This window comes from Pseudomonas sp. R1-15 (genome assembly GCF_051132085.1).
Lineage (GTDB): Bacteria > Pseudomonadota > Gammaproteobacteria > Pseudomonadales > Pseudomonadaceae > Aquipseudomonas.
In genome coordinates this window covers 5,439,958-5,456,204 of record NZ_CP071660.1, presented here as the reverse complement: position 1 = coordinate 5,456,204, position 16,247 = coordinate 5,439,958, and the positions used below count along the sequence as shown (strand labels likewise).

Sequence of the window (16,247 nt, the reverse complement as noted above, 5' to 3'; positions counted from 1 at the left end):
ACATGAGATTCTGAATCTGGAGAAGAGCCGTGATCCGTGTACTGGTAGCTGAAGACCACACCATCGTCCGCGAAGGCATCAAGCAATTGATCGGCCTGGCCAAGGATCTGGTGGTGGCAGGGGAGGCGAGCAATGGCGAACAGCTGCTCGAGACCCTGCGACACGTGCCTTGCGAGGTGGTGCTGCTGGATATTTCCATGCCGGGCGTCAACGGCCTTGAGGCAATCCCACGGATCCGTGCGCTGAACAATCCGCCGGCCATCCTGGTGTTGTCGATGCATGACGAGGCGCAAATGGCCGCTCGGGCCTTGAAAGTCGGCGCCGCTGGCTACGCCACCAAAGACAGCGATCCCGCTTTGCTGCTCATGGCGATCCGCAAGGTCGCGGCGGGTGGGCGCTACATTGACCCGGACCTTGCCGACCGCATGGTCTTCGAAGTGGGCCTGACCGACACACGGCCGCTGCACTCCCTGCTGTCGGAGCGTGAATTCTCGGTTTTCGAACGCCTGGCCCAAGGTGCCAACGTCAACGACATCGCCCAGCAACTCGCCCTGAGCAGCAAGACCATCAGCACCCATAAGGCGCGGCTGATGCAGAAACTCAACATCACCTCGTTGGCCGAGCTGGTGAAATACGCGATGGAGCACAAGTTGCTCTAGGCCTCCCCCCATTCCCCGGTGGGAGCGAGCCTGCTCGCGAAAGCGTTGGACCATTCAGCATCGATGCTGGATGCCGCACCGTATTCGCGAGCAGGCTCGCTCCCACAGTGTCTCGTGTTGGCATATCCATTTGCGACACACCCCAACAGCGCTTTTGCCCCTGCTTGCAGCTTGCCGCTTGAAACTCACCGCTGCACTTATCCAATCCCGCCATCCTTGTAGGGCAATCCCTACCCCGACGCTTCCATCCGGCTGAGGCGATTCTCTCCTGCGGCCCGATTTGCGTGGATGTCGGGCTCCACTAGGCTTGACTCACAAGCAGTCATCAATACAAAAGGTGCGGGTATGAGCCAGGTGGATTCAAGCGCGGGGGCCGGTGATGTGCTGGTCAGCTTTCGTGGTGTGCAAAAGAGCTACGACGGCGAGAACCTGATCGTCAAGGACCTCAACCTGGACATTCGTAAAGGTGAATTCCTGACCCTGCTCGGGCCTTCCGGCTCCGGCAAGACCACCAGCCTGATGATGCTCGCAGGCTTCGAGACCCCGACCGCCGGCGAGATCCAGCTGGCCGGGCGCTCCATCAACAACGTGCCGCCGCACAAGCGTGACATCGGCATGGTGTTCCAGAACTACGCCTTGTTCCCGCACATGACCGTCGCCGAAAACCTGGCATTCCCGCTGACCGTCCGCGGCCTGAACAAAAGCGACGTCGGCGATCGGGTCAAGCGTGTCTTGAGCATGGTCCAGTTGGACACCTTCGCCCAACGTTATCCGGCGCAGTTGTCCGGCGGCCAGCAACAGCGCGTGGCCCTGGCCCGGGCGCTGGTATTCGAGCCGCAACTGGTGCTGATGGACGAGCCTCTCGGCGCACTGGACAAGCAATTGCGCGAACACATGCAGATGGAAATCAAACACCTGCACCAGCGCCTGGGCGTGACCGTGGTCTACGTGACGCACGACCAAGGGGAAGCCCTGACCATGTCCGACCGCGTGGCGGTGTTCCACCAGGGCGAGATCCAGCAGATCGCCCCGCCGCGCACACTCTATGAGGAACCGAAGAACACCTTCGTCGCCAACTTCATCGGCGAGAACAACCGCCTTAACGGCCGCCTGCACAGTCACACCGGTGACCGTTGCGTGGTGGAGCTGGGACGTGGCGAAAAGGTCGAGGCCCTGGCGGTCAATGTCGGCAAGCCCGGCGAACCCGTCACCTTGTCGATCCGCCCGGAGCGGGTGAGCCTCAACGGCGCCAGCGAACAATGTATCAACCGCTTCTCAGGGAGGGTGGCGGAATTCATCTATCTGGGCGACCACGTCCGGGTTCGCCTCGAAGTCTGCGGCAAGAACGACTTCTTCGTGAAACAACCGATTGCCGAGCTCGACCCCGGGCTTGCTGTCGGGGACGTGGTTCCGCTTGGCTGGCAGGTCGAGCACGTACGCGCGCTCGATCCGCTTCTAGAGGCGAATTGATCGCCCCCCTGCTGTACCAACACCAACCCTGCACGTGGAGAGAACAATAAATGTTGAGATCCCTGAAGTTCACAGCCCTGACACTGGGCATGATGGGTGCGGCAAGCGCGATGGCGGCGGGCCCGGACCTGACCGTGGTGTCTTTCGGCGGGGCGAACAAGGCGGCTCAGGTCAAAGCCTTCTACGCACCGTGGGAAGCGGCTGGCAACGGCAAGATCGTGGCTGGCGAATACAACGGCGAAATGGCCAAGGTCAAGGCCATGGTCGACACCAAGAGCGTCTCGTGGGACCTGGTGGAAGTCGAGTCGCCGGAATTGTCCCGTGGCTGCGACGAAGACATGTTCGAGCAACTCGATCCGGCCCTGTTCGGCAAGGCCGAAGACTACGTCAAAGGCGCCATCCAGCCTTGCGGCGTGGGCTTCTTCGTGTGGTCGACCGTGCTGGCCTACAACGCCGACAAACTGAAGACCGCGCCGACCAGTTGGGCGGACTTCTGGGACACCAAGCAATTCCCGGGCAAGCGCGGCCTGCGCAAAGGCGCCAAGTACACCCTGGAATTCGCCTTGATGGCCGACGGCGTGGCGCCGAAGGACGTCTACAAGGTGCTGGCCGGCAAAGACGGCCAGGATCGCGCCTTCAAGAAGCTCGATGAGCTCAAGCCGAACATCCAGTGGTGGGAAGCCGGTGCCCAGCCACCGCAGTACCTTGCTTCCGGTGACGTGGTCATGAGCTCTGCGTACAACGGCCGGATCGCCGCGGTACAGAAAGAGAGCAACCTGAAGGTGGTGTGGAACGGTGGCATCTACGACTTCGACGCCTGGGCCATCCCGCGTGGCCTGGACAAGACTCGCGCCGAAGCTGCGAAAAAATTCATCGCCTTCTCGGTGGCGCCGCAGCAGCAGAAAACCTACTCGGAAAACATCGCCTACGGTCCTGCGAATACCCAGGCCGTGCCGTTGCTGGCCAAGGATGTGCTGAAAGACATGCCGACCACCCCGGAAAACATCGCCAACCAGGTGCAGATCGACGTCAGCTTCTGGGCTGACAACGGCGAGCAACTGGAGCAGCGCTTCAACTCCTGGGCGGCGAAGTAACCCACGTCATCCTGTGAGGCGAGGCTTTTGTGGCGAGGGAGCTTGCTCCCGCTTGACCGGGCTGGCGCTCCAGTGCGCAGCACTCACAAAATTGGCATTGCCGACAAAATTTTGGGGCCGCTTCACGGCCCAGCGGGAGCAAGCTCCCTCGCCACGACCACGCATACCACCAGGTTGCGGTTTCAAAAGAACAGAGGCGGCTCGCCGCCCCTGTAACGATCAAAGAGATTTGCGGAGTTCGCCATGGCCATCGCCGTTCCACTGAACGCGGGCACCAGCCCCACCCTCAAGCAGCGACTCAAGCGCGCCGAGCGGCTCAACCGCTGGAAGGCCCAGGCCTTGATCGCGCCGCTGGTGCTGTTTTTGCTGCTGGTGTTCCTGGTGCCGATCGTGGCGCTGCTGTTCAAAAGCGTCAGCAACCCGGAAGTGGTGGGCGCGATGCCGCGCACTGTCGCTGCCGTCGCAGCATGGGACGGACGCGGTTTGCCAAGCGAGCCGGTGTACAAGGCTGCCAGTGAAGATCTGGCCGAAGCCCGCAAGAATCAGACCCTGGGCGATTTGTCCAAGCGCCTGAACATGGAACTGGCCGGCTACCGCAGCCTGCTGACCAAGACTGCTCGCGCGCTGCCGTTCGCCACCGAGCCGGCCTCTTATAAAGAAGCACTGGAAAGCCTCGACGAACGCTGGGGCGACCCCGCGTACTGGCAGGTGATCCGGCGCAACACCAGTAATGTCACGCCTTACTACCTGCTGGCGGCCGTCGATCACCGCATCGACGATCTCGGTGAACTGGCCCCGGCCACCCCCGACCAGGCGATCTACCTGGATATTTTCACCCGTACTTTCTGGATGGGCCTGGTGATTACCGCCATCTGTCTGGTGCTCGCCTATCCATTGGCCTACCTGCTGGCGAACCTGCCGTCACGCCAGAGCAACCTGTTGATGATCCTCGTGCTGCTGCCGTTCTGGACCTCGATCCTGGTGCGGGTGGCGGCGTGGATCGTGCTACTGCAGTCGGGCGGATTGATCAACAGCGCGCTGATGGCCATGGGCGTCATCGATAAACCGCTGGAGCTGGTGTTCAACCGCACCGGCGTCTACATCTCCATGGTCCACATCCTTCTGCCGTTCATGATCCTGCCGATCTACAGCGTGATGAAGGGCATCTCGCCCACCTACATGCGGGCGGCGATCTCCCTGGGCTGCCACCCGTTCGCCAGTTTCTGGCGGGTGTATTTCCCGCAGACCTACGCCGGCGTAGGTGCCGGGTGCCTGTTGGTGTTCATCCTCGCCATCGGCTACTACATCACCCCGGCACTGCTGGGCAGCCCGAACGACCAGATGGTCAGCTACTTCGTCGCGTTCTACACCAACACCAGTATCAACTGGGGCATGGCCACGGCGCTCGGCGGATTGCTGTTGCTGGCGACCATCGTGCTTTATCTGATTTACAGCTGGCTGGTGGGCGCCAGTCGCCTGCGCCTGAGCTAAGGGGAGATCGAAATGCTGAGTCCTTACATGTCCCCCGTCGAGCGGGTGTGGTTCTACAGCTTGCGCATACTCTGCGGGCTGATCCTGTTGTTCCTGATCCTGCCGGTGCTGGTGATCATTCCGTTGTCGTTCAACTCTGGCAGCTTCCTGGTTTATCCGCTGCAGGGCTTTTCGTTGCAGTGGTACCACGATTTCTTCGCTTCGGCCGAGTGGATGCGGGCGTTGAAGAACAGCATCATCGTGGCCCCGGCGGCAACGCTGTTGGCGATGATCTTCGGTACGCTGGCGGCGATCGGCCTGACTCGTGGTGATTTCCCGGGCAAGGCGCTGGTGATGGCCCTGGTGATTTCGCCCATGGTGGTTCCGGTGGTGATTATCGGTGTCGCGAGCTACCTGTTTTTCGCGCCATTGGGGATGGGCAACAGCTTCTTCTCGCTGATCATCGTCCACGCGGTGCTCGGTGTGCCGTTCGTCATCATCACCGTCTCGGCGACCTTGCAAGGGTTCAACCACAACCTGGTCCGCGCTGCTGCCAGCCTCGGGGCTTCGCCATTGACCGCGTTCCGTCGCGTGACCTTGCCGTTGATCGCGCCGGGCGTCATCTCTGGTGCGTTGTTCGCCTTCGCGACTTCGTTTGATGAAGTGGTGGTGACCCTGTTCCTGGCCGGCCCGGAGCAAGCGACCCTGCCACGGCAAATGTTCAGCGGTATTCGCGAGAACCTGAGCCCGACCATCGCCGCCGCGGCTACGTTGTTGATCGCCTTCTCGGTGATCCTGCTGCTGACCCTGGAATGGCTGCGTGGGCGTAGCGAGAAGCTGCGTACGACCCAAGTCTGAGGCCCCCTGCAAAACCAGTGGGAGCGAGCCTGCTCGCGAATGCGGTGTACCAGTCGACATAATTGTTGACTGACGGTCCGCTTTCGCGAGCAGGCTCGCTCCCACATCCGCTCCTCGGTGCATTCATAAGCTGAATGACAGACCACCCCCCAATACCGAGCTATCCTTGTGCCAGCCCCCACTCGAACAAGAGGCCGCGCACATGAGTCTTTCCTCATTCAAGATCGCCCACAAACTGATCACCGGCGCCGCTGCCATCGAGCAACTGGCGGCGGAGCTGACACGGCTGGATGTCGATAACCCGTTGATCGTCACCGACGCGGCGCTGGTCAAGTCGGGCACCGTGGAGTTGGCGCTGCAGCATCTGGGCGGGCGCAACTACGAGATTTTCGACCGGGTCATGCCCGACCCGGAAATCGCCATCGTCGAAGATTGCATGCAAGCCTACCGCGACGGCGGGCATGACGGCCTGATCGGCCTGGGTGGCGGCAGCGCCATCGACATTGCCAAGTGCGTGGGCGTCTATGCCGGTTACCACGGTGAGTTGCAGGATATGTTCGGTGTCGATCAGGTGCCGCGCAAAGGTCCGCCCATGATTGCCATTCCCACCACCGCCGGTACCGGTTCGGAAGTCACCAACGTGGCGATCCTCTCTGACAAGGCCGCACAGCTGAAAAAGGGCATCGTCAGTGACTACCTGCTGCCGGACGTGGCGCTGGTCAGCCCGCAGATGACCCTGACGTGTCCGCGCAGCGTGACCGCCGCCAGCGGCGTTGATGCGTTGGTGCACGCTATCGAGTCGTACCTGTCACTCAACGCCTCGCCGATCACCGATGCCCTGGCCATCGGCGCGATCAAGCTGATCACCCGCGCGTTGCCCAAGGCCTACGCCAACCCGTCCCACTTGCAGGCCCGTGAAGACATGGCCACCGCCAGCCTGATGGCCGGCATGGCGTTCGGCAATGCCGGGGTCGGCGCCGTGCATGCGCTGGCCTATCCGCTGGGCGGGCGTTTCCATGTCTCTCATGGCGTCGCCAATGCCTTGTTGCTGCCGTATGTCATGCACTGGAACAAGATGGCCTGCGTCGAGCGCATGCGCGATATTGCCGAAGCCATGGGCATCAAGACGGCTCATTTGAGTGATATCGAAGCCGCGGATGAGGCCGTGGAAGCCATGGCGGCGTTGTGTGCCGCGGTGGAAATCCCCAAGGGCCTGAGTGGCCTGGGCGTCACCGAGGAAGTGATTCCGTCCATGGCGGCGGAGGCGGCGGGCATAGAGCGGCTGATGCGCAACAACCCGCGCAAACTGAGCGCCGGCGATATCGAGAAGATCTACCGAGCGGCGTATTGATCGTGCGTCACGGTGGGCGCGCCAAATCTTGAGGTATACAATGCGCGCCATCGTGATTTCGCTCAAAACAGGTGCGTCATGCAGCCCTTCGCTATTGCTCCGTCGATTCTCTCCGCCGACTTCGCCCGCCTGGGCGAGGAAGTGGATAACGTTCTGGCCGCCGGGGCCGACATCGTCCACTTCGATGTCATGGACAACCACTACGTACCCAACCTGACCATCGGCCCGATGGTCTGCGCGGCGTTGCGCAAATATGGCATCACCGCACCAATCGATGCACACCTGATGGTCAGTCCGGTGGATCGTATCGTCGGTGACTTCATCGAGGCCGGTGCCACCTACATCACCTTCCACCCGGAAGCCACGCTGCACGTCGACCGCTCCCTGCAATTGATCCGCGAAGGCGGCTGCAAGGCCGGCCTGGTGTTCAACCCGGCCACGCCCCTGGACGTACTCAAGTACGTGATGGACAAGGTCGACATGGTTCTGCTGATGAGCGTCAACCCGGGTTTCGGCGGGCAGAAGTTCATTCCGGGCACGCTCGACAAGCTGCGCGAAGCCCGCGCCCTGATCGATGCCTCGGGCCGGGATATCCGCCTGGAAATCGACGGCGGCGTGAACGTGAACAACATCCGCGAAATCGCCGCGGCCGGTGCCGACACCTTTGTCGCCGGTTCGGCGATCTTCAACGCACCGGACTACCAGGCAGTGATCGAAAAGATGCGCGCCGAACTGGCCCTGGCACGTCCATGAGCGGCTTCGAGCAGCTGTTTCCCGGCAGCCTGCCGCGTCTGGTGATGTTCGATCTCGACGGCACGCTCGTCGATTCGGTCCCGGACCTGGCGGCCGCCGTGGACAATATGCTGCTCCAGCTCGGGCGTCCGCCTGCCGGCATCGACGCGGTGCGCCAGTGGGTCGGCAACGGCGCGCCGGTGCTGGTGCGCCGGGCGCTGGCCAATCACATTGATGCCCAGGGCGTTGAGGAGGCCGAGGCCGAGCGGGCTCTGGAGCTGTTCAACGAAGCCTATGAAGGCAACCACGAACTGACCGTGGTTTATCCGGGCGTGCGCTCTACCCTCAAATGGTTGCACAAGCAGGGCGTGGAAATGGCGCTGATCACCAACAAGCCGGAGCGTTTTGTCGCGCCGCTGCTGGATCAGATGAAGATCGGCCGTTATTTTCGCTGGATCATCGGCGGCGACACCTTGCCGCAGAAAAAGCCCGACCCGGCCGCGCTGTTCTTCGTCATGAAAATGGCCAACATCCCGGCGTCCCAATCGTTGTTTGTCGGCGACTCGCGCAGCGACGTGCTGGCGGCGAAAGCCGCGGGGGTCAAATGTGTTGCCCTGAGCTACGGCTACAATCATGGCCGACCGATTGCCGAGGAATTTCCGACATTGGTGATTGATGATCTGCGCCTGCTAATTCCCGGTTGCCTGGACCCGGCCGCTGAGATAACGTTGCCCGACGCTGTTCAATCCTCTTCTGGAAACGCCATCGTGGTGGTCACTCGCAAACTCTGGATGAAAGTCATGAAGGCCCTGGCCCGCTGGCGTTGGCGCGCCTGACGTGATCCTGGCCGGTTATCCGGCGCGTTTGCATACCTGACTGTCAGCTCCTCTTGCCACGAGGCACCCCATGATCCGCGAAGAATTTCTGCGTCTAGCCGCTGCCGGCTACAACCGCATCCCGCTTGCCTGCGAAACCCTGGCCGACTTCGACACGCCGCTGTCGATCTACCTCAAGTTGGCCGACCAACCCAATTCCTACTTGCTCGAATCGGTGCAAGGTGGGGAAAAATGGGGTCGCTATTCCATGATCGGCCTGCCGTGCCGCACCGTGCTGCGAGTCCATGACCATCGCATCAGCGTGACCTACGATGGCGTCGAAATCGAAAGCCACGAAGTCGAGGATCCGCTCGCGTTCGTTGAATCCTTCAAGGCCCGCTACAACGTCCCGACCATCCCCGGCCTGCCACGTTTCAACGGCGGCCTGGTGGGTTATTTCGGCTACGACTGCGTGCGCTATGTGGAAAAACGCCTGGGCACCTGTCCGAACCCCGATCCGCTGGGTGTGCCGGACATTCTGCTGATGGTCTCCGATGCGGTGGTGGTCTTCGACAATCTCGCCGGCAAGATGCACGCCATCGTCCTGGCCGATCCGTCCCGTGAAGACGCCTACGAGCAAGGTCAACAAAGCCTTCAGACTTTACTGGAAAAACTCCGCCAGCCGATCACCCCGCGTCCCGGCCTGGACTTCAGCAAGCAGTCGGCAGCCGACCCGGTGTTCCGTTCCAGTTTCACCCAGGGTGACTACGAAAAAGCCGTCGACACCATCAAGGAATACATCCTGGCGGGCGACTGCATGCAGGTCGTGCCGTCGCAACGGATGTCGATCGACTTCAAGGCCGCGCCGATCGATCTGTACCGGGCGCTGCGCTGTTTCAACCCGACGCCTTACATGTACTTCTTCAACTTCGGTGACTTCCATGTCGTGGGCAGTTCGCCCGAGGTGCTGGTGCGGGTCGAGGAAAACCTGATCACCGTGCGGCCGATCGCCGGCACACGGCCACGCGGCGCCACGGAGGAAGCGGACCGGGCGCTGGAAGAGGACCTGTTGTCAGATGCCAAGGAGATCGCCGAGCACCTGATGCTGATCGATCTGGGACGCAACGACACTGGCCGGGTTTCCGAAGTGGGCTCGGTGAAACTCACCGAGAAAATGGTCATCGAGCGCTACTCCAACGTGATGCACATCGTGTCCAACGTCACCGGGGAGTTGAAGGCAGGGTTGACGGCGATGGACGCCTTGCGAGCGATCCTGCCGGCGGGCACTTTGTCTGGCGCGCCGAAGATCCGCGCCATGGAAATCATCGACGAGCTGGAGCCGGTCAAACGCGGTGTGTACGGCGGAGCCGTCGGCTACTTCGCCTGGAACGGCAACATGGACACGGCCATCGCCATCCGCACCGCCGTGATCAAGAACGGTGAGCTGCACGTGCAGGCCGGCGGCGGCATCGTCGCCGACTCGGTGCCCGCGCTGGAATGGGAGGAAACCCTGAACAAGCGTCGGGCAATGTTCCGTGCCGTGGCCCTGGCCGAGCAGACCTCGAACGACTGAAGGCGTTTGCCGAACAACTGTGGCGAGGGCAACTGGGTCCATGTGGGAGCGTCAAAAGTCCAGGCTGACCCCCAGGCTCACCCCTTGCTGGGTAAAATCATCATCCTTGCGCAACGTATAACCGCCCCGCAGCGCGAGATCGCTGGTCAACTTGTGGCTGATCCCCAGGTTCAGGCGATTGAGGTGGCTTTGTGGGGTGTAGCCCTCCAGCGTGAAGTCATTGGCCGGCAAGCTGTTGAGGGCGATGTTCACCTTTTGCGTATCGTCCTCATACTCGCGCTCGTGGGCATACTCCCCGTACACCTGGGTCTGGCGGGTAAAGTTGTATTTGCCCTGCAAGCCGATGCCCAGGCGTTTTGAATCGCGGGTCTGGTCGTCGAAAGTCAGCGCCGTGGAGCGGCTGCCCTGTTCCGAGTAACCATCGACCTCGACCTTCGCATAATCGGCGCTGACAAACGGTGACAGGTGCCATTGGCTGCCCGGCTGGGCAATGTCGTAGCCTACACGTGTGCTGAATGCCCAGAGATGACCGTCGGTATCGCCTTTTTCCTGCGCCTGGCTGACGCCCAGGTCGAATTTGCGCTCCAGGTTCTCGTAGTCGAGCTTGCCGCCGGTCAGCGCGGCGTCGGCCCACCAGCGGTTCTGCTGGAACTGGGCGAACGCGGTGGCGAGGTAGCTGTTGAGCTTGTAGTTCGAATCGTTGCGGCCTGCGTCCATGTCCTGGCGGTACAGACCGGCGGCCACGCCGATGCGCCAGGCTTCGTTGAGACGGTAACTGCCGCCGATGTTCAGGTTGTAGCCACTGCCGTCGGCGCTTGCACCGCTGCCTTGGCTATCAATGTCCAGATGCTGGCCGCCGCCGGCAACAATCGCCCGCCATTGACCTACCGCCTGCCAATCTTCCCAGTCCGATTGCCATTGGCTGCGCAATTCATCCTGGTGGGCGCGCAAGGTCGAGTGGGCCATTTCCGGCAGCAAGGTCAGTTCCCACGGCGCTGCGAGCAGGGAATAGGCGTAGTCGGCAATCAGCTTCTGCCCGGTTTCGGTGGGGTGAACCGCATCGTTATAGATCAGCTTGCTCGGATCAGGCGTGGCGCTGTTGATGCCGTAGGTAGGGTTTTCCGTACAGCTGTTGCCGCTGAAGCAAGTGGCGGTGAGGTTCTCGCCGGTGGCAAGGCCGAATCGTCCAGGATCGGCAAAGGTTTCCTGCAGCAATAGCGGAACGTTCAGCGGAATGATCTCGGCATCGATGCCTTGCAAACGTGTGATCAGTTGCTGGTTGAACTGATTACTGAGCAGGGAGACCGCTTCTTGAAGCGGGGTGCCATTGAGGGCCGGCGTCAGGCCCAGATCAGGCAGCAGCCAAACCATCGCGTAGCGGGCACCGGCGGTCTGCAGCACCTGGACACTGTCGGCCAGGCGGTCCGCGGCGGCGTTCGCCTGGGCAATGTTGAGCACTCGGCCCTGAAGGAAGTCGTTACCGCCGCCGGACAGGTAATACAGTGCGTTCGGATCAGCGCGTAGGCCATTGGCTGGCAGATAACCGGCACGACTGCGCTCGCCCGTGTCGGAGATATTGGTGATCGAGTCGAGTATCTGGTCGGTACGATAACCGCCCACGGCCCAGTTGTTGCCGTCCGCCAGCCCCTCGCGGGCACGGGCAGCCGAGGTGGAGGCCGCGGTCTCGTCGTCGGAAAAGCCCAATCGCCCCCCGAGCAGTTGGGTGGCGTTGGCAGAATAGGCTTCGCCGCTGCCATCCAGATAAATCGGACCGGTTCGGTTGGTAGCCCGCAAGGTTGACCCGGGCGGGCCGCCCGGATCGGTGAACTGGCCGGCGTCACTGAGGCTGTCACCGAACACGATGAAGCTGGAGTAGGGGTTGGGGGCGGCATTTGCCGAAGCGCAAGCCATGGCCAGCAGGCAGCCGGTGATCGGTACAAACAAGGTCTGTTTGATCATGAGAAGGTCCTTTTCAATCTTATTTTTATGGGAAAACGAAACGACAGTACCAAAAACTTCCGACGGTCTGCCACCCATCTGGGAACATCGCGATTGTTTGCAAGCCCTTCGGGTCCGTCTTATTGCGTGCTCCGCCCAGCTAAGTTACTGTGCCGGAACGTATGAACGAGACTTCCCCCGTGTCGATTGTCAGCAAACTTCTGAATCAATTGATCAAGGCTCACGCCCGTTGGCGTTGGCGCGCCTGAACGTTCCATGCCGGCTCGCCGGACCTGTACCGATTTGCCTTCTTTACCCGTTTGGAAACCGCTTCGCAGGCGCATCATTCGCCTGTCCAGCGCAGCACCGTGCGGGTCACTCTTCGAAGGCTGTATTCCAAGTCAGTGTATTCAATAGGTTGTTTACGCCATGTTGCTGATGATCGATAACTACGACTCTTTTACTTACAACGTTGTGCAATACCTCGGCGAGCTCGGCTCCGAGGTCAAGGTTGTGCGCAACGATGAGCTGACCATTGCCGAAATCGAGGCCCTCAAGCCCGAGCGCATCGTCGTCTCGCCCGGCCCTTGCACGCCGACCGAAGCGGGCATCTCAATCGAAGCCATCAAATATTTTGCCGGCAAGCTGCCGATCCTCGGTGTCTGCCTGGGGCACCAGTCGATCGGCCAGGCGTTCGGTGGCGATGTCGTGCGGGCCCGCCAGGTGATGCACGGCAAGACCAGCCCGGTATTTCATGAAGACAAGGGCGTGTTCGAAGGCTTGAATCGCCCGCTTACCGTCACCCGCTACCACTCGTTGATCGTCAAGCGCGAAACCCTGCCCGACTGCCTTGAGCTGACTGCCTGGACCCAGCTCGAAGACGGCTCGGTGGACGAAATCATGGGTTTGCGTCACAAGACGTTAAACATCGAGGGTGTGCAATTTCATCCCGAGTCTATCCTCACCGAGCAGGGCCACGAACTGTTCGCCAACTTCCTCAAACAAACCGGCGGCACGCGCTAAGGACTCTCCATGGACATCAAGACAGCCCTGAACCGTATCGTCGGCCAGCTCGACCTGAGCACCGACGAGATGCGCGACGTGATGCGGGAGATCATGACTGGCCAGTGCACGGACGCGCAGATTGGCGCGTTCATGATGGCCATGCGCATGAAGAGCGAGAGCATCGACGAGATAGTCGGTGCGGTCACGACCATGCGCGAGTTGGCGGACAAGGTCGAACTCAAGACCCTCGACGGTGTAGTGGATGTCGTCGGGACCGGTGGTGACGGAGCCAATATCTTCAACGTTTCCACCGCGTCGGCATTTGTCGTTGCGGCGGCCGGCTGCACCGTCGCCAAGCATGGCAATCGTGCGGTGTCGGGCAAGAGCGGCAGCGCCGATCTGCTGGAAGCCGCCGGTATCTACCTCAACCTGACGTCGGTCCAGGTGGCTCGTTGTATCGATAGCGTCGGCATCGGCTTCATGTTTGCCCAGACCCACCACGGCGCCATGAAATATGCCGCGGCGCCGCGTCGCGAGCTGGGCTTGCGCACGCTGTTCAACATGCTCGGCCCGCTTACGAATCCGGCCGGTGTGAAGCATCAAGTGGTCGGCGTGTTCAGCCAGGCGCTGTGCCGGCCATTGGCGGAGGTCCTGCAACGTTTAGGTAGCAAGCACGTGCTGGTCGTCCATTCAAAAGACGGCCTGGATGAATTCAGCCTGGCGGCGCCCACTTTCGTGGCCGAGCTAAAAAATGATCAGATCACCGAATATTGGGTCGAACCTGAAGACCTCGGCATGAAGAGCCAGAGCCTGCATGGACTGGCGGTGGATGGGCCAGCCCAGTCACTTGAGTTGATCCGCGATGCCTTGGGGCGGCGTAAAACCGAGAATGGCCAGAAGGCTGCGGAAATGATCATGCTCAATGCGGGCGCCGCGTTGTATGCCGCCGATCACGCCAGCAGCCTCAAGCAAGGTGTCGAGCTCGCGCATGATGCGTTGCACACCGGCCTGGCCCGGGAAAAACTGGACGAATTGGGCGCGTTTACCGCCGTATTCAAAGTGGAGAATGAAGGATGAGCGTGCCAACGGTTCTGGAAAACATTCTGGCTCGCAAGGCTGAAGAAGTGGCCGAGCGCCGGGGCCGGGTCAGCCTCGCCGAGCTGGAAGGTCTCGCACGTTCAGCAGACGCGCCTCGCGGCTTTGCCCAGGCGCTGATCGATCAGGCGAAGAAAAAGCAGCCTGCAGTCATCGCCGAAATCAAGAAGGCGTCCCCCAGCAAAGGTGTGATCCGTGAGGACTTCGTCCCCGCCGACATCGCCAGGAGCTACGAGAAGGGCGGTGCGACCTGCCTTTCGGTGCTCACCGACGTCGATTTTTTCCAAGGCGCCGATGACTATCTAAAACAGGCGCGGGCGGCGTGCAAGCTGCCGGTGATCCGCAAGGATTTCATGATCGATCCGTACCAGATCGTCGAGGCGCGGGCCTTGGGTGCCGATTGCGTGCTGTTGATCGTTTCCGCCCTGGATGACGTGAAAATGGCCGAGCTGGCCGCAGTTGCTAAAGGTGTGGGCCTGGATGTACTGGTGGAAGTCCACGACGGCGACGAGCTAGAGCGCGCCCTGAAAACTCTGGATACCAAGCTGGTCGGCGTGAATAACCGCAACCTGCATACGTTTGAAGTCAGCCTGGAAACCACTCTTGACCTGTTGCCGCGAATTCCACGCGATCGCCTGGTCATCACCGAGAGCGGCATCCTCAACCGAGCCGATGTCGAGTTGATGGAAGTCAGCGATGTGTATTCGTTCCTGGTTGGCGAGGCTTTCATGCGGGCCGAAAGCCCGGGTACAGAACTGCAGCGCTTGTTTTTCCCCGAGCGCGGCGTTCCGGTAACCGGCTCGACGCTGGACTGAATCGATGCCTCCAGCCATTGCCTTAACGGTTCAAAGCGGCCTGCAGGCCGAACAGGATCTGCTGGCCAGCGTTTGCGCCGGTGACGCTGAATCGGGCTTGCTGTTCTGGCAACCCAGCGATCGTGCCCTGGTCATGCCGCGTCGCTTGAGTCGCCTGCCAGGTTTTGAACTTGCCTGTGAGGTATCGGCTGCAAGCGGCTGGCCGGTGCTGCTGCGTGAAACCGGTGGCGAGCCAGTGCCTCAGTCGGGCGCTACGGTCAATATCGCGCTGGTCTATGCGCCACCGCGAAGTGAAGGTGACCATGGCCGGATCGAGACTGCTTATCGGCGTCTATGCGATCCGATCTGCCAGTTGCTCGATGAGCTGGGCGGGGTGGCTTCCCTCGGTGAAGTGGAGGGCGCGTTTTGCGACGGGCGCTTCAACGTCAATCTGGACGGCCGAAAAATGGTCGGTACCGCCCAGCGCTGGCGGCAAAGCAAGGGCGGCCAGAGGCCGGTGGGCCTGGTGCATGGCGCCCTATTGCTGGATGACGAGCGCGAGTCCATGGTTGCGGCGGTCAATCGGTTCAACGAGGCGTGTGGCCTGGAGCAGCGAGTGCGTGCCGAGAGCCACATTGCCCTGCATGAGAAATTCCCGGCGCCTCATGCGCTGGAACGGCTCGAGGCGCTTTACCAGGAACTGTTGAGCAACTTCTAGCGCGTCCCGAACACGACCATGGTCTTGCCTTTGACGCTGACCAGATTGCGCTCTTCCAGGTCCTTGAGCACGCGTCCGACCATCTCTCGGGAGCAGCCAACGATGCGGCCGATTTCCTGACGGGTCACTTTGATCTGCATACCATCCGGATGGGTCATGGCGTCGGGCTGTTTGCACAGTTCCAGCAGGCAGCGGGCGACGCGACCGGTCACGTCGAAGAACGCCAGGTCACCGACTTTGCGGGTGGTATTGCGTAGACGCTGCGCGATTTGTCCGCTGAGGGCATAAAGAATGTCTGGATCCTGCTGCGACAGCTCTCGGAATTTGCCATAGCTGATTTCCGCCACTTCACATTCGACCTTGGCTCGCACCCAGGCGCTGCGCTCCTGCTCCTTGCCCGCCTGCTCGAACAATCCCAGTTCGCCGAAAAAATCCCCGGAGTTGAGGTAGGCGATGATCATTTCCCGGCCGTCATCGTCCTCGATCAGGATAGTGACGGAGCCCTTGATGATGAAAAACAGCGTATCGGAGCGGTCGCCTGCGCAAATGATGTTGTGCTTGGCGGGGTAGCGGCGACGCTGGCAATGCATCAAGAGTTTGTCGAGGTTCTTGATCTTGGACGTGGGAGTAATGGCAACCATGGTTGTATCCCGAAAGACTGCGCGGTGTGGTGGT

Annotated in this window: 15 protein-coding genes; 13 read left to right on the top strand and 2 right to left on the bottom strand. The window is 61.2% G+C overall.

Annotated features, from left to right (window positions below; all coding sequences use genetic code 11):
* Positions 1-29: 29 nt before the first annotated feature.
* From J3P97_RS24735 to trpE, 9 genes are all read left to right on the top strand, one after another.
* Positions 30-659, top strand: a complete 630-nt coding sequence (locus J3P97_RS24735) for a response regulator (RefSeq protein ID WP_047702279.1) — start codon at positions 30-32, stop codon at positions 657-659.
* Between the two features lie 345 nt (positions 660-1,004).
* Positions 1,005-2,129 carry an ABC transporter ATP-binding protein gene (locus tag J3P97_RS24730; protein ID WP_434672947.1) on the top strand — a complete coding sequence of 375 codons (1,125 nt, stop codon included), beginning with the start codon at positions 1,005-1,007 and terminating at the stop codon, positions 2,127-2,129.
* A 50-nt stretch (positions 2,130-2,179) separates the two neighbouring features.
* Complete coding sequence (locus tag J3P97_RS24725) at positions 2,180-3,223, top strand: ABC transporter substrate-binding protein (protein WP_003206153.1); 1,044 nt, start codon at positions 2,180-2,182, stop codon at positions 3,221-3,223.
* A 243-nt stretch (positions 3,224-3,466) separates the two neighbouring features.
* Positions 3,467-4,714: an ABC transporter permease gene (locus J3P97_RS24720; protein ID WP_434571431.1), complete on the top strand. Its 1,248-nt coding sequence runs from the start codon at positions 3,467-3,469 to the stop codon at positions 4,712-4,714.
* Positions 4,715-4,726: 12 nt separating this feature from the next.
* Positions 4,727-5,551, top strand: coding sequence for an ABC transporter permease (locus tag J3P97_RS24715; RefSeq protein WP_305498415.1), 825 nt, complete (start codon positions 4,727-4,729; stop codon positions 5,549-5,551).
* Positions 5,552-5,753: 202 nt separating this feature from the next.
* Complete coding sequence (locus tag J3P97_RS24710) at positions 5,754-6,902, top strand: iron-containing alcohol dehydrogenase (protein ID WP_434672946.1); 1,149 nt, start codon at positions 5,754-5,756, stop codon at positions 6,900-6,902.
* Positions 6,903-6,980: 78 nt separating this feature from the next.
* Positions 6,981-7,655 carry a ribulose-phosphate 3-epimerase gene (gene rpe / locus J3P97_RS24705; RefSeq protein ID WP_305498417.1) on the top strand — a complete coding sequence of 225 codons (675 nt, stop codon included), beginning with the start codon at positions 6,981-6,983 and terminating at the stop codon, positions 7,653-7,655.
* Positions 7,652-8,470, top strand: a complete 819-nt coding sequence (locus J3P97_RS24700) for a phosphoglycolate phosphatase (RefSeq protein ID WP_434672945.1) — start codon at positions 7,652-7,654, stop codon at positions 8,468-8,470. The genes rpe and J3P97_RS24700 overlap by 4 nt, the downstream gene beginning before the upstream one ends.
* Before the next feature lie 70 nt (positions 8,471-8,540).
* Positions 8,541-10,022, top strand: a complete 1,482-nt coding sequence (gene trpE / locus J3P97_RS24695; protein ID WP_434571437.1) for an anthranilate synthase component I — start codon at positions 8,541-8,543, stop codon at positions 10,020-10,022.
* A gap of 51 nt (positions 10,023-10,073) precedes the next feature.
* On the opposite strand, the gene estP is transcribed toward trpE, so the two are convergent.
* A complete protein-coding gene (gene estP, locus J3P97_RS24690; RefSeq protein ID WP_434672944.1) occupies positions 10,074-11,981 on the bottom strand; it encodes an esterase EstP in 1,908 nt (635 codons plus the stop codon).
* 408 nt (positions 11,982-12,389) lie between these two features.
* Between estP and J3P97_RS24685 the strand changes: the two genes are divergently transcribed.
* From J3P97_RS24685 to J3P97_RS24670, 4 genes are read left to right on the top strand one after another with little or no spacing between them, the layout of a single operon-like run.
* Positions 12,390-12,983 (top strand): aminodeoxychorismate/anthranilate synthase component II, encoded by a 594-nt coding sequence (locus tag J3P97_RS24685; protein ID WP_018928869.1) that lies wholly within the window; start codon positions 12,390-12,392, stop codon positions 12,981-12,983.
* Positions 12,984-12,992: 9 nt separating this feature from the next.
* Entirely contained in the window at positions 12,993-14,042 is a 1,050-nt protein-coding gene (gene trpD, locus J3P97_RS24680) for an anthranilate phosphoribosyltransferase (RefSeq protein WP_434672943.1), read from the top strand.
* A complete protein-coding gene (gene trpC / locus J3P97_RS24675; RefSeq protein WP_434672942.1) occupies positions 14,039-14,875 on the top strand; it encodes an indole-3-glycerol phosphate synthase TrpC in 837 nt (278 codons plus the stop codon). The genes trpD and trpC overlap by 4 nt, the downstream gene beginning before the upstream one ends.
* A 4-nt stretch (positions 14,876-14,879) precedes the next feature.
* Positions 14,880-15,572 (top strand): lipoate--protein ligase family protein, encoded by a 693-nt coding sequence (locus J3P97_RS24670; RefSeq protein WP_434672941.1) that lies wholly within the window; start codon positions 14,880-14,882, stop codon positions 15,570-15,572.
* On the opposite strand, the gene crp is transcribed toward J3P97_RS24670, so the two are convergent.
* Positions 15,569-16,213, bottom strand: coding sequence for a cAMP-activated global transcriptional regulator CRP (crp, locus tag J3P97_RS24665; protein ID WP_305498426.1), 645 nt, complete (start codon positions 16,211-16,213; stop codon positions 15,569-15,571). The genes J3P97_RS24670 and crp overlap by 4 nt on opposite strands.
* Between the last annotated feature and the right edge of the window lie 34 nt (positions 16,214-16,247).

Coding starts and splice junctions, on each gene's coding strand:
- J3P97_RS24730 (WP_434672947.1), top strand. CDS start 1,005: ATGAGCCAGGTGGATTCAAGCGCGGGGGCCGGTGATGTGCTGGTCAGC.
- J3P97_RS24725 (WP_003206153.1), top strand. CDS start 2,180: ATGTTGAGATCCCTGAAGTTCACAGCCCTGACACTGGGCATGATGGGT.
- J3P97_RS24720 (WP_434571431.1), top strand. CDS start 3,467: ATGGCCATCGCCGTTCCACTGAACGCGGGCACCAGCCCCACCCTCAAG.
- J3P97_RS24715 (WP_305498415.1), top strand. CDS start 4,727: ATGCTGAGTCCTTACATGTCCCCCGTCGAGCGGGTGTGGTTCTACAGC.
- J3P97_RS24710 (WP_434672946.1), top strand. CDS start 5,754: ATGAGTCTTTCCTCATTCAAGATCGCCCACAAACTGATCACCGGCGCC.
- rpe (WP_305498417.1), top strand. CDS start 6,981: ATGCAGCCCTTCGCTATTGCTCCGTCGATTCTCTCCGCCGACTTCGCC.
- J3P97_RS24700 (WP_434672945.1), top strand. CDS start 7,652: ATGAGCGGCTTCGAGCAGCTGTTTCCCGGCAGCCTGCCGCGTCTGGTG.
- trpE (WP_434571437.1), top strand. CDS start 8,541: ATGATCCGCGAAGAATTTCTGCGTCTAGCCGCTGCCGGCTACAACCGC.
- estP (WP_434672944.1), bottom strand. CDS start 11,981: ATGATCAAACAGACCTTGTTTGTACCGATCACCGGCTGCCTGCTGGCC.
- J3P97_RS24685 (WP_018928869.1), top strand. CDS start 12,390: ATGTTGCTGATGATCGATAACTACGACTCTTTTACTTACAACGTTGTG.
- trpD (WP_434672943.1), top strand. CDS start 12,993: ATGGACATCAAGACAGCCCTGAACCGTATCGTCGGCCAGCTCGACCTG.
- trpC (WP_434672942.1), top strand. CDS start 14,039: ATGAGCGTGCCAACGGTTCTGGAAAACATTCTGGCTCGCAAGGCTGAA.
- J3P97_RS24670 (WP_434672941.1), top strand. CDS start 14,880: ATGCCTCCAGCCATTGCCTTAACGGTTCAAAGCGGCCTGCAGGCCGAA.
- crp (WP_305498426.1), bottom strand. CDS start 16,213: ATGGTTGCCATTACTCCCACGTCCAAGATCAAGAACCTCGACAAACTC.